Annotated in this window: 13 protein-coding genes; 4 read left to right on the top strand and 9 right to left on the bottom strand. The window is 69.4% G+C overall.

The genetic code is table 11. From position 1 onward, the window contains the following. Positions 1-431 precede the first annotated feature (431 nt). The 6 genes from AB0B98_RS02475 to AB0B98_RS02500 all read right to left on the bottom strand — a co-directional run bounded on the left by AB0B98_RS02475 (position 432) and on the right by AB0B98_RS02500 (position 7,445). A complete protein-coding gene (locus tag AB0B98_RS02475; protein WP_357360254.1) occupies positions 432-1,949 on the bottom strand; it encodes an aldehyde dehydrogenase family protein in 1,518 nt (505 codons plus the stop codon). After that, on the bottom strand, positions 1,946-3,154 hold the full coding sequence (locus AB0B98_RS02480) for a fumarylacetoacetate hydrolase family protein (RefSeq protein ID WP_357360256.1): 1,209 nt from the start codon (positions 3,152-3,154) through the stop codon (positions 1,946-1,948). The genes AB0B98_RS02475 and AB0B98_RS02480 overlap by 4 nt, the downstream gene beginning before the upstream one ends. After that, a complete protein-coding gene (locus AB0B98_RS02485; protein ID WP_357360258.1) occupies positions 3,151-4,332 on the bottom strand; it encodes a mandelate racemase/muconate lactonizing enzyme family protein in 1,182 nt (393 codons plus the stop codon). Before AB0B98_RS02485 ends, AB0B98_RS02480 begins: the two co-directional genes overlap by 4 nt. 8 nt (positions 4,333-4,340) lie before the next feature. Further along, positions 4,341-5,171, bottom strand: coding sequence for a carbohydrate ABC transporter permease (locus AB0B98_RS02490; protein WP_196923801.1), 831 nt, complete (start codon positions 5,169-5,171; stop codon positions 4,341-4,343). Then, positions 5,168-6,121 (bottom strand): sugar ABC transporter permease, encoded by a 954-nt coding sequence (locus AB0B98_RS02495; RefSeq protein WP_238667835.1) that lies wholly within the window; start codon positions 6,119-6,121, stop codon positions 5,168-5,170. The genes AB0B98_RS02490 and AB0B98_RS02495 overlap by 4 nt, the downstream gene beginning before the upstream one ends. Positions 6,122-6,197: 76 nt before the next feature. Then, the gene (locus tag AB0B98_RS02500) at positions 6,198-7,445 is read right to left on the bottom strand and encodes a sugar ABC transporter substrate-binding protein (RefSeq protein WP_357269308.1); all 1,248 of its coding nucleotides are present in this window, start codon (positions 7,443-7,445) and stop codon (positions 6,198-6,200) included. A gap of 161 nt (positions 7,446-7,606) precedes the next feature. Between AB0B98_RS02500 and AB0B98_RS02505 the strand changes: the two genes are divergently transcribed. Next, on the top strand, positions 7,607-8,398 hold the full coding sequence (locus AB0B98_RS02505) for an IclR family transcriptional regulator (RefSeq protein WP_357360261.1): 792 nt from the start codon (positions 7,607-7,609) through the stop codon (positions 8,396-8,398). A 19-nt stretch (positions 8,399-8,417) separates the two neighbouring features. Here AB0B98_RS02505 and AB0B98_RS02510 read toward each other — a convergent pair whose 3' ends face one another. Beyond that, entirely contained in the window at positions 8,418-8,732 is a 315-nt protein-coding gene (locus tag AB0B98_RS02510) for a chorismate mutase (RefSeq protein WP_357360263.1), read from the bottom strand. Positions 8,733-8,871: 139 nt separating this feature from the next. Here AB0B98_RS02510 and AB0B98_RS02515 point away from each other — a divergent pair, with 139 nt between their 5' ends. Next, complete coding sequence (locus AB0B98_RS02515) at positions 8,872-9,756, top strand: CDP-diacylglycerol diphosphatase (protein WP_357360265.1); 885 nt, start codon at positions 8,872-8,874, stop codon at positions 9,754-9,756. Between the two features lie 9 nt (positions 9,757-9,765). Here the strand turns inward: AB0B98_RS02515 and AB0B98_RS02520 are convergent, their stop codons facing one another. Then, complete coding sequence (locus AB0B98_RS02520; RefSeq protein ID WP_357360267.1) at positions 9,766-10,383, bottom strand: TetR/AcrR family transcriptional regulator; 618 nt, start codon at positions 10,381-10,383, stop codon at positions 9,766-9,768. Between the two features lie 80 nt (positions 10,384-10,463). Here AB0B98_RS02520 and AB0B98_RS02525 point away from each other — a divergent pair, with 80 nt between their 5' ends. Further along, positions 10,464-10,892 carry a hypothetical protein gene (locus AB0B98_RS02525; RefSeq protein WP_357360269.1) on the top strand — a complete coding sequence of 143 codons (429 nt, stop codon included), beginning with the start codon at positions 10,464-10,466 and terminating at the stop codon, positions 10,890-10,892. Next, positions 10,889-11,290 (top strand): hypothetical protein, encoded by a 402-nt coding sequence (locus AB0B98_RS02530; protein ID WP_357360271.1) that lies wholly within the window; start codon positions 10,889-10,891, stop codon positions 11,288-11,290. The genes AB0B98_RS02525 and AB0B98_RS02530 overlap by 4 nt, the downstream gene beginning before the upstream one ends. A gap of 137 nt (positions 11,291-11,427) precedes the next feature. Here AB0B98_RS02530 and AB0B98_RS02535 read toward each other — a convergent pair whose 3' ends face one another. Next, positions 11,428-12,438, bottom strand: a complete 1,011-nt coding sequence (locus tag AB0B98_RS02535; RefSeq protein ID WP_357360273.1) for a hypothetical protein — start codon at positions 12,436-12,438, stop codon at positions 11,428-11,430. Positions 12,439-12,482 lie beyond the last annotated feature (44 nt).

Genomic DNA, 12,482 nt, shown 5'->3' on the forward strand with positions numbered 1-12,482 from the left:
GCGCGGGGGGTGCGGCCGAGGCGGGCGGGGCGGTGACGGCGGCGAGCAGCGCGAGCATCAGCCGGCGTGTCCGTGCCGGCAGCGGGGGACGGGGAGGTGCGACGGGCATGTTCCTGCTCCCTCTTCGGCGTGTGGTCAGACCGCACCGAGCGGCCGACCGACCATTCGATGGTGAGGTGAAGGGATACCAGTAACGAGCGATGCAGCCATGCGAGCGCTAACATCGTTCCCTGTCCAAAACAGAACCATGAATTGCGTTGACGGTCAAGACGGAAATCGGAGCGGATAATCGCGTCCAAACAATTCGGGCGCGCTCCAGCGGCACCAGGAAAACTGGCGCGCGAATTCTCTGTCGGGTCAATGTCGTCAAGGAATTCGCGCGCCAGTTCCGGTGGCCCGGAAACGCGCCCGGAAGAGACCGGCAGACGCAGTTATTCGACCGCTGGCTGCAACCTCCCGTCGACTCGCCGGGAGATGGCGGTGTACTCGTCGCGCAACTCCTCGGGGAGGACCCAGGCCGGGGCGTCCTGCCACGCCAGCGGGCGGAGGAACCGTCGGATCGACGTGGCGCCCACCGACGTGTGCACGGCGTTTGTCGACGGCCACGGTCCACCGTGGTGCTGGGCCCACGACACCCGGACACCGGTGGGGTAGCCGTCGAAGACGATGCGACCCGCGCGGGCGGCGAGCACGTCGACCAGTCGGCGTACCACGTCGGCGTCGTCGCCCGGCCCGCTGTGAAGCGAGCCGGTCAGCGACGGCGGGACGGTGGCCAGCGCGGCGTCGAGGTCGGCGACGTCGTCGTAGCGGACCACGACCAGAAGCGGGCCGAAGCACTCGTCGGCGATCTCGGCGGTCAGGCCGGCGAGGCCGACCTCCAGGAGGGTCGGGGCCACTGTGAAGCCCGCCCCGGGTTCGACAGTGGGCCGCGCCGACACCCGGGCGCCGGCCCGCTCGAACTCGGTGGACCGGTTCTGGTACGCGTCCCGGATGCGCTCGTTGAGCAGGACCGTGCCGCCCGACGCGTCGACTCTCGCCCGCAGCGCCTCGAGCAGGCCGTCACCACCCGGGTCCGACGGAACGAACGCCAGGCCGGGCTTGGTGCACAACTGACCGCCCGAGTTCGTGAAGGAGCCGAACAGTCCCTCGGCGATCTGGTCCGCTCGGGCGGCGGCCGCGTCGGGCAGGACGACGATCGGGTTCACACTGCTCAGTTCGGCGTACAGCGGAATGGGGTCCGGTCGTTCGTCGATGGCCGCCTGGATGACACGGGCGGCGTTGACCGAGCCGGTCAGGGCGGCCGCGCGGATCGCCGGGTGACGCACCAGCGCGCGGCCGGCCTGCTCCCCGTACACGGTCGCGACGACACCCTCGGGTCCGCCGAGGTCGCGGACGGCCGACTCGATCGCAGCGGCGGAGGCGTGCGAGGTCAGCGGATGGGACGGGTGGGCCTTCAGGATCGTCGGACACCCGGCGGCGAGCGCGGCGGCCGTGTCACCGCCGGCGACCGAGAAGGCGAACGGGAAGTTGCTGGCCCCGAAGACGGCGACCGGTCCGAGGGGCACCAGCATCCGCCGTAGGTCCGGGCCGCGGCCGAGCGGTGTGTCGGCAACGTGGTCGATGGTGGCCTCGACGTACGCTCCGTCGCGCAGCACCTCGCCGAACATCCGGAACTGCAGGGACGCCCGGGTGAGTTCCCCGTCGAGCCGCGCATGACTCAGCCCGGTCTCCGCCTCGGCGGCAGCGACCAGGTCCACCCGACGGGACTCCAGCGACGCGGCGATCGCGTCCAGCAACTCCGCGCGGCCGAGCCTCCCGCGCGCGGCCAGCCACTGCGCCGCCGGGGACGCCTGACCGGCGATCACCTCCAGCCGAGACTCGTCGGTCTCGGTGAGCTCCGTCGCGCGACGCTCACCGTCGCGCGGATCGACAGTCATGACCACGTTCACAGCAGTCCTCTCCTCACCAGATTGCCCATCAGATCGCGGACGCCGAAGTGCCAGGGCTCGCACTCCTCCGCGTGCCGCACCCGGTTGACCAGGGTGCCGAGCGCCGGGCAGCTGATCCGTACCACGTCGTCGACCTTGTGGGTGAAACCCTCGCCGGGGCGGTCCCGGTCCTGGATGGGCGCGAACATGGTGCCGAGCATCAGCGCGGCGCCGTCGGGATAGTGGTGGTGCGGCCCGATCAGCTGCCGGACCAGTTCCTCGGGATCGCGTGACATCTGGGTCATCTCCGAGACCGCCTCCAGGTGGAAGCCGTCCTCGCCGCGAACCTCCAGGCGCACCTCGAGTTCGCGTACCCGATCCATGCCGAACCGGTCGTCGAAGAGCCGGATCAGGGGGCCGAGGGCACAGGAGGCGTTGTTGTCCTTCGCCAGGGGCAGCAGGAGCGCCGAGCGGCCCTCGATGTCGCGCAGGTTCACGTCGTTGCCGAGGGTGGCGCCGACGATCCGGCCACTGGACTGGACGATGAGCGTGACCTCGGGTTCCGGGTTGTTCCAGGTCGACGCGGCAAGCACGCCGACCGGTACGGCGGTGCCGACGGCGGAGAGGATCTGCCCCTTGGTGAAGATCTCGGCGTCCGGGCCGATGCCCACCTCCAGGTACTGGCTCCACATGCCCTCGGCGACCAGCAGACTCTTGAGCCGATCCGCCTCCGGCGAGCCCGCCTCCAGACTGTGCAGGTCGACACCGACGTCGGCGAGCATGCGGTGCCGGATGTCCGCCGCCAGTGCCAGGTCTCCCCGCGCCCGTTCCTCGATCACCCGCTCGATCATGGAGACCGGGAAGGTCACGCCCGCGGCCTTGAGCGCCTGGAGGTCGACCGGGGCGAGCAACCAGGGCCGGCCATGGTCCCGGGTCGCGGCCCCCGTGTTGGCCAGTATCTCGCCGAAGTCACCCACCCTCGGCCCGTCGAGCCCGGCCACCGTCGCGGCGGGATCGGGCAGCTCGCAGATGTCGCGGACGGTCGGGAACCGGTGGCTGATGTCGATGACCTCGCCGTCGCGGACGGTCACCGGGGAGGGGCCGCCGCCGGACGGGTCCCAGATCCGGCCGACGAGGACGCTGTCGGCATCGTCCGGCAACGCTTCGGCGGCGGTGTCGACCCAGTCCGCGGCCGCGGCCGACCCCCGGGGCCGTGGCAGCGTCATGAGTCGCTCTCCAGGTTGAAGAAGGACCGCTCGTCGCGGGGACGGATGTCGAAGACGGCGTCCTGGAACATCCGCAGCGGGTGCGGTGTGAACGGATGCCGCTCGATCGTCGCGAGGTCCACCTCGATGCCCAGGCCGATCCCGGTCGGGATGAGGATGTCGCCGTCGTCGGTCAGCACCAGCCGCTCGTTGGTGATCTCGGGACGCCAGGGCACGTCGGTCGCCATGATCTCCAGGTACCGGAAGTTGGGCAACGTGGCCCCGAGTTGCAGCGTCGCGGCGGTGCTGAGTGGACCACTCGGGTTGTGCGGTGCGAAGCCCACGTAGCTGGTCGCGGCGAGCGTGGAGATGAAGGCCAGCTCGGCGATCCCACCGGCGTGCGTCACATCGGGCTGGACGAAGTCGACCGCCTGGCGGGCCAACGCCGGCGCGAAGCCCTGCCGCCCGTACCACCGCTCCCCCGCGGCGATCGGCACCGGCGACGCGCGGCGGATGTCGACGAGCGCATCGAGGTTGTCCGGTGGGCAGGGCTCCTCGAACCACACCGGGTCGAACTGGGCGATCTCCTTCGCCACCTTGATGGCGTGGCGGACGTCGAAGCGTCCGTGCCCCTCGACGAACAGCTCCACCTCGCGGCCCACCGCCTGACGCACGGCGTCGATCTGGGCCAGCACCCGATCCAACTGGGCGGTGGTGATGGTCATGTCGTAGTTCTCGAACGGGTCCCACTTGAGGCCCCGGAAACCCGCCTGCACCGTCCGGCGCGCGGCGGCCGCGTAGTCCTCCGGCGTGACGGCACCGGAGAACCAACCATTTGCGTACGCGCGGACCCGGTCGCGGGTCGCGCCGCCGAGGAGCCGGGAGACCGGTACGCCGAGCTCGCGCGCGGAGATGTCCCAGAGGGCCATCTCCAGCGAACTCAACGCCGTCATGATCACCGGCCCGCCGCGCCAGTACCAGTCCCGCGCGGTCTCGTAGAGGATCTTCGAAATGCTGGTGGGGTCCAGGCCCACAACGGCCTCGGCCAGTTCGGCGATGGCACCCTGGACGGCACGTTCCTTGCCCTCCAGGGTGGCCTCACCGAGCCCGATGATCCCCTCGTCGGTGTGGACCCGCACGATGACGAGGTTCGTACGGTAGAAGTCGACGACCAGTGTGTCGACAGAGACGATCTTCATCTTCCGGCTCAACCCTTCACCGCACCGGCGGTCATGCCGGACACCACGTACTTCTGCACCAACAGGTAGAAGGCGACGGCCGGCAGCGTGAACAGGAAGGCGACAGCCATCACCGTCTGGATCGGTGTACCCAGTTCGCCGATGAAGTTCGCGATGCCGACGGAGGCGGGCTGCAGGTCGGGGTTGAAGATGAACGTCACCGCGAACACGTACTCGTTCCAGGCGTGGAAGAAGGCGATGACCGCGGTGGCCGCGATCGACGGCGCGATGAGCGGCACGTTGATGCGGGTCAGGGTGGTGAAGGGCCGGGCGCCGTCGGCGCGGGCGGCCTCCTCCAGCTCCTTCGGGATTCCGTCGATGGCGCCCTTGAGGATCAGCGCGACGATCGGCAGGACGAAGGCGGAGTTCACCAGGACGAGGCCGGTCAGCGAGTCGAGCAGTTCGAAGCGGCGGAACAGCGCGAACAGCGGGACGACCATGAGTGCCTCGGGAAGCATCTGCGTGAACAGCAGCACGACGGTCAGCACGGCCTTGCCCCAGAACGAGAACCGGGACAGCGCGTAGCCGAGCGGGATGCCCAGGCCGACGGAGAGCACCATGGTGCCGACGGCGATGATCAGGCTGTTCAGCAGCCACCCGGCCGCCTTGCCCTCGGCGAGCGCGTCCACGAAGACCCCGAACTGGCCGAGGTCGGGCGTGAGCCGGGGTTGATCGGCGAAGAGGTCGCTGTTGCTGGACAGTGCGGTGACGAACATCCAGTACAGCGGGAACACCGCGATGCCCAGCACGACGAGCACGGCGACGATCCGTGCGGTGACACCGAATCGGAAGCGTCTCATCGGACGTCCCCCTTCTCCACGGCACGGGCGACCAGGCGGCTGCCGATGATGACGATGAGCGAGATGACGACGCCGACCATTCCGATGGCCGCCGCCGATCCGAGTTCCTTCGAGTCGAACGCCTGCGAGTAGAGGTCGATGACCAGCGTCTCGGTGGCGCCGACCGGCCCGCCCTTGGTCATCAGCCAGATCAGCTCGAACCGCCGCAGCGACCAGATCGTCATCAGCAGGGCCAGCAGGCCCACCGTCGGCTTGATCACCTGCCAGGTGACCGCCCGGAAGGTGGCCCACCGTCCGGCGCCGTCCACTGTCGCGGCCTCGTTGAGGTCCTGCGGAACGGACTGCAGGGCGGAGAGCAGCACCACGGAGGTGAACGGGAACAGCTGCCAGATGGTCGTGGCGAGCACCGCGGGGAGTGCGTAGCGCGAGCTGTCCAGGATGGCGCCCCCGGGGACGCCGAGCCCTACCGCGTCGAGGAAGCGGTTCACGATGCCGTACTGCGCGTTGAGCATCCAGGTGGCGATGAGCGCGACCGCGATGCCCGGAGCCGCCCAGGGGACCGTCACCAGCGCTCGTGCCACGCCACGGCCGCGAAACTTCTTGTTGAGCAGGAGCGCGACGGCAAGCCCGGCGCCGATCGCGACGACCACACAGGTGATCACGTAGACGACGGTGATCAGCAGGGTGCTGTGGAACTCGGGGTCACCGAAGATCCGTTTGAAGTTGTCGAGCCCGACCCACTCGCTGCGGGTGGGGTTGAGCAGCCTCGTCCTGGTGAAGCTGAGGTACACCTCCTGAACGAGGGGTACCGCCTGGAAGACGAGGATGAACAGGGCGGCGGGAGCCAGGAAGAGGTACGGCGTCCACTTGCTACCCAACGGGCTGGGCCGACGCCGGGGCCGGCCTGGGGATGTTGTCTTCGGTGCTCCGGTCTGCTCGACCACAGTCATCGGGTTCGATCCTTCTGGGGGAAGGACGCTGCCGGCGCACGGATCGTTGCGCCGGCAGCGTCGCCGTGTCGAGCGGTCAGCGGACCAGTTCGCTCGCCTGCTGCTGGGCGCGATCCAGTGCCGACTTGAGGTCAGCCTTGCCCTGCAGTGCCGCGACCACGTTCTGCACGACCACCTTGCGGATGTCCGGCGTCTTGGCCTCGAATCCCAGCACGATCTGCGGCAGGCTGGTCTCGGTGAGTCCGTCGAAGACGGGCAGGAACGGGGTCGCCTTGAGCGCCTCCGCGCTGCGCTGCGTGGTGGTGGCCACGCTGCTCGCGCCGAGGATCTCCTGCAGCTTGACCTGGTTCTGCGGCTCCAGCGCCCACTTGATGAAGGTGCCGGCCTCGTCCTTGCCCTCGCTCGCCTCGTTGATCACGATCGGTGCGAGGATCGCGCCCTGCTTGCGGACCGGGAACGGGATGGGCGCGACGTTGAAGTTCAGCTTGGCGTTCTGGCCGCGGGTGGCGGTCACGTAGCCGCCGTTGTTGAGCTCCATCCCGACCTTGCCCTCGGCGAACATCCGCCGGAAGGTGGCCGCGTCCGCTCCGCGCGGAATCACGTTCGCGTCGTACAGGTCCTTGAACGCCTGCAGGCCCTTGAGGTTCTCCGCGGAGTTGATGGTCAGGTTCTTGCCGTCGGACCACGCCCCGCCGAAGCCGTAGACGTAGTTGAAGATGTCCTGCCAGACGCCGGCCTCCTCGGCCTCCGTCTGACGGAACGCCAGGCCGAAGACGTCGCCCTTGGTCAGCGACTTCGCGGTGGAGGTGAACTGCTCGTAGGTGCTCGGCGGCGTCGGGATCAGGTCCGCGTTGTAGAACATCGCGTAGTTCGACGCTTCGAAGATGACTCCGTGCCGGACACCGTCGTGGACCATGAACTGGTCCGGCTGCTTGAGCAGGTCGTACTTGCTGGCGTCGATCACCTTGTCCAGCGGCGCGATGAGGCCGGCGTCGGAGGCCGCCTCGAACTCTGGCATGTCGAAGCGGACCAGGTCGGGGCCCTTGCCGCTGCCCATCTGCGTGAGCACGGTCTGGCCGAAGGTCGGGTACGGCACCGCGGCGGCGGACACCTGGACCTTGCTCTGGCTCTGGTTGAACTCGTCGAGCCACTTCGTCAACAGGGGCCCGCGGCCCGGGTCGCCGAAGGTCGAGGCGGCGAAGGTCAGTTTGGTGACGCCGTCGCCGGAATCGCCGTCCGAGCCGCAACCGGTCAGGAGGGTGGCGACCAAACCGAGGGCACAGGTCGCACTGGCGATGCCGAAATGAGCGCGCTTATTACCCATCGTTACTCCACTGTTACGAGTTGGCGTCAAGGCGATGAAATTGCAACGATCGTAGCGTCATGTGCAACGGTGTCAAGTAGCGATTGCGCATCGCGTCATCTATGTTGCATCATGTGCAATGACAGCGACGGCAGGCCCGTCGCGCGAGGGGAGACACAGCCTTGGCGCAATCAATCCGCCGCGCGATCGACCTCATCCGTCGATCCGCGGAGCACCCGCTGTCCCTTACGGAGGCTGCGGACGTGCTCGGCGTCCACAAGTCCACAGCCCTGCGCATCCTGCAGACACTGGAGTCCGCGCGCTTCGTCCGCCGGACGGGCGCGGGCACCTACGTGCTCGGCAGCGGCCTGATCGAGTTGTCCGAGCTCGCGCTCGGCTCGATGGACCTCCGCCAGCCCGCGGCCGCACACCTGCGTGCGCTGCAACGCGCGACCGGCCACACCGTACACCTGGCACAACTGACCGGCGACGAGATCATCTATATCGACAAGGTGGACAGCCCGGCCTTCGACGCCGTCAAGCTCCCATCGCGGGTGGGACGCGCGGTGTCCATCTACGCGAGCGCCGTGGGCAAGACGATCCTGGCCTACCTTCCCCGGCAGGAACGCGACCGCCTTCTCTCGCACGTCGTCTTCGAGAAGTTCACCGACACCACCTTCACCGACCACGACTCCCTGGAAGCCGAACTCGCCCGCATCAACGGGTGCGGCTGGGCGGTGGACAACGGCGAGCACGACGCGTACGTGATGTGCGTGGCCGCGCCGATCAGGGATTCACGGGGCCAGGTCATCGCCGCCGCCTCGATCACGGCGATCGAGGTCATCGCAAGCCTCGACCAACTCAAGAGCAATCTTCCGCTGCTCCTGGAGACCGCCAACAAGATCTCGTACGAGCTCGGCTACGCGCCGCCCGCCCTGGCGAGCGCGGACGGTGGGAGCAGCCCCGCTGTCTGAACGCGCACGTCCCGGGCGATCACCGCGCCGTCGGCGCCGACCCGCCGATGATGCGGTGGTGCTCGTCGGTCTCCATGTCGATGAAGGCCTGGATCATGCCCCGGTAGATCCGCTCGATCAGATCCGGGTCCGCGCCGGCCTCGCTGGCCACCGTGCGGACCCGGGCCACCACCTGCGCCACCCGGTCCGGCGCACGGACCGCTTGGGCGTCGCTCTTGAGCGGGGCGGCCTGCCGGACCAGGGCTTCCCGTCGGGCGAGCAGGCCGACCAGCTCCCGATCCAGCTCGTCGATCCGGGTACGGATCTCGGTCAACGTCGCCGCAGTCTCCGCCACGCCGAGAATCGTCGCACGGCGACGACACGATCAGGCGACCCGTTCGCCGGCCGACACGTCGAATGCCCGCTTTCACCCTAATCTCGACACGTTCACGTTCGCCTCGGCACGGCAACCACGGAGGGTGACGATGGGCGGAATGCCACGGCGTCAGTTCGTCAGACTCTCCGGGACCGCCGGCGCCACGGGACTGCTGGGACTGGTCGGTACGGACCGGGCGTTGGCCGACGGCGGCCCGACCCCCGCACCGTCCCCCTCGACACCCGGCGACCCCGGCGCAGCGGTCTGCCCCACACCCTCGGCCCTGTGCGGCTACCCCACCGACACCGGCGGCAGGTACGACCTGTGGGACCGGGTCCAGGTCTGCGAGGGCACGAAGACGGGCCCACCATTCCCCCAGTGCCTGCGGACCACTCCCACGTACGTCATCCTCAATGGCGGGTCGGGCTCGAACCACGACTTCCTGCTCGTGCCCAGTTGCCGGATCAGCGGCATCGAGTGTCCGTTCATCACCACCGCCAACGCGCCGAACTACTGGCTGGACGCCTGGAACAACGCCCAGCCGGGGCAGCCGGGGCACGTCGTCTATCCCCACCTCGGGCTGGGCGTCAACTCGGCCGACCCGACGATCCGTCAGCAGGACCAGCTCCACATCCACCTCGCCGGGATCCACTCGGGGATCCAGACGCAGCTGAACAACCACGACAGCGCGATCAGCAACGACCCGGCCCGGTGGCGCAACCAGATCGTGCCGATCTGGGGCCTGACGAGCAACGGCCTGCCCGCCCCGCGCTCGTATCGAGTTCTGCACGTCGCGAACCTGAACGGAAACCTCTTCCGGCTCCTGCTGGACAGCGTCGTGCGGCCGACCGGAGCGGCCATGGCCGCGCAGATGCTGGCCGTGACGCCCCGCCTGATCGGCGGCGGCGGGTTCTACGTCCTGAACAGCGAGCCGGGCCTGCCCGTCCCAGCCGGTCAACCCGGCGGTACAGGCACCGTCGACTTCCTGCTGGCATACGCCTGAGCCGGCCGCTCAGCGCAGCAGCGCCATCCGGTCGATGATGGAGTCGCGCAGCCCCGGCGGCCAGGGGAACAACGGCGTCGCCACCTGGAGCTGGGCGAATCCGTGCAGCCCGACCCAGAGCGCCGTCGCGTCGCCGAAGGGGTCCGTGCTGGTCGACCGTCCCGCCGCAACGCAGTCGGCGAGCGTACGCCGGAAGACCTCGAAGGCTCCCATGCCGAGCACGGCGAGTTCGTCGGCCATGGCCGGGGCCCGCTCAAGGGCCTGCCCGGCATCCCAGACGGCACCGAACATCACCCGGTACTGATGGGGCCGGCGTTCGGCGAACGTCAGGTAGGCCGCGCAGATCGCGCGCAGGCGCTCGACCGGATCCGTCTCATCCGGTGCGCCCAACTCCTGCTCCAGGACGCCGAACGCGCGTTGTGCGACAGCGAGCAGTATCGAATCCAGGTCCGGGAAGTGCGGATAGATCGACGGTGCGGAGATGCCGGCCCGCCGGGCGATCCCCCGCAGTGTCACGTTCTGCGGGGAGCCATCCTCCAGGAGCGCCATCGCGGCATCGACGATCTCGTCGCGCAGTTGGGCACCTTCGCCGCGCTTGTTGCGGACCCGCGTTCTCGGTGTGGTCACCACATGACTTTACATGCGTTAGGCGAGCGCGTAAGTTAACGACTGTAAGTTCACAGCCGTTTCTAGAGATGAGGCTCAGCATGGCCGCCGCCACTGCCACCCGAATCGACAACGCCGCCCCCACCCACCGCGCCGACCTCGCCGGCCGTGGGCTGGCAGCCCTCGCAGCCGTCGCCACCGGCGTCGCGTTCGTCAACGGCGTACTCCTGACCATCAACGCCAGCGACGACCGCCTGTTCATCGAAGGCTGGCGAGTCTCCAGCTTCGGCATCTTCACGGCGCTCTTCGCCCTGCTCGCGGCCAGGCCCCGTCAGGCGGCCGGCGTCTGGGAGATCGTGCTCGTCGGCAAGGCCGCGCTCGTCGTGTTCGGCGCGTCGATCGGAGACGTCCCCGAGGCACGCCTGTCGGCCATCATCGACTTCGGGCTCGTCGCCGTCGTCGCGGCTGCCTACGTGCTGTGCCGCGGCTGGTTGGCGTGGCGTCCCGCGACCACCAACCCGACCCGATGACGGCGACGACAATGCCCCCCACCTCGCCTTCCCGGCGCGTCGAGCGGACCGTCATCATCTCGATCTGGGCGGTCCCCGTCCTGGTCGTCGGCCAGTTCGCCATGCTGGCCCTCGTCCCGGTCGTCCTTGCGCTGACCGTCAGCCTGCGGCACGCCCGCCTCCGCGGACCACGCCGCTGGACGATCGCTCTCGCCACCGCCTACGCTGCCCCGCTGATCCTCTGGGCCATCGGGCCCGACCGCGCCCCGAGCCTGTCCAGGGACATGCACCCGGCCTTCGCCGCGCTGATCGTCGTGACCGCGCTGGCCGCGGCGGCTGCCTTCCACCTCGGCCAGCGACGCCCGAGCAGGCCCGAAGGGTCGGCGAGCGAGCGGCCGCACCTCCGGGCCGCCCCGTGACCGCCACGCTCCTCCCCCGCTGGCCGGGAGCACTCGGGTCGCCTGCCACAGTTGTCGACTGTGGCAGGCGACCCGAGCGTTCAGCATCGAGCGAACCGCCCCACTGACTGATGGGGATCCCCCGGGCGGGGGACGGCTCAGCGGAGCGGCAGGGTGGCCACCGCCAGGTTCGGGTCGATTCCGGTGCTGTACGCGGCGCTGAGCACGTAGACGGTGCGACCGCGCACGGCCACCGAGGTCGGGTTCTGCAACCCGTCGGCGGCGGTCATCAGCGTCCGGGAACGGCCGGCCGCGTCGATGCTCACCACCGCGTTCGGTCCGTTCAGTGTGGCGATGACCTGGTGGTCACCGGCACCGACGAAGGCGAAGTCGTCGATGCCGACCAGACCGGTCGCCGCCACCCGGACCGGCCCAGGTCGGCCGTGCCGCAACGGAATGCGCAGCAGCGTGCCCCGGTCGAGGTTGGTCGCCCAGACCGCGCCGGCGCGTACCTTGATGCCGTTGGCACCGAGGAAGCCCGCCGCGGCGAGCTCGGGCGCCGAGGACCACACCTCGGCACGGCCGCCTTTCAGGGGAACTGTCGAGATCGTGCCGAGCACCGAGTCCGTGAGGTAGAACCTCTTCGTCTCCGCCTCGAACGCCAGGCCGTTGGGGAGCCCGTCGGCCGGCAGGGCCGCGATGCGGTGCGGGGACCCGCCGGGACGCAGCCGGTACAGCCCCGTGGTGGCGGCATCGCCGCTCGCGTAGAGGACGTAGAGGGTGCCGTCACTCATTCGGACGATGCCCGTGGTCAGCGCGAACGCGAGCACCGGCGTGTTGACGCCGCCATCGGCCGGGGCCGGCAGCGTTGCCAGGACCCGCGTCTCGCCGGGCGGGCTGACCGCGGCGACCTGTCGGGCGGCGGCGAAGGTGACGTAGGCGGTGCCGTCCGGGCCGAGCGCGACGTTCTCCGGCAACTGCCCCTTCGCCAGGTCGAAGTGGACCGCGATCCGCGCGGGTGCCGGCGCTGTCGACGCTCGGGTCGGCCCGACGGTGAGAGCCGACGCGGTGGTGGCCGGCGCGGCACTTGACGGTACGACCGCCACGACGCCGAACCCCGCTACCGCGACAGCGACTGCGACTGCGACTGTCATCGTTCTCTTGCGCATTTCTGTCCTTACTTCACATCGGTGGGCTGGAAAAGGGCGCGACG

Origin of the sequence: Micromonospora sp. NPDC048947 (assembly GCF_040649495.1) — a bacterium.
In the GTDB taxonomy this organism is placed as follows: Bacteria; Actinomycetota; Actinomycetes; order Mycobacteriales; family Micromonosporaceae; genus Micromonospora; species Micromonospora alfalfae.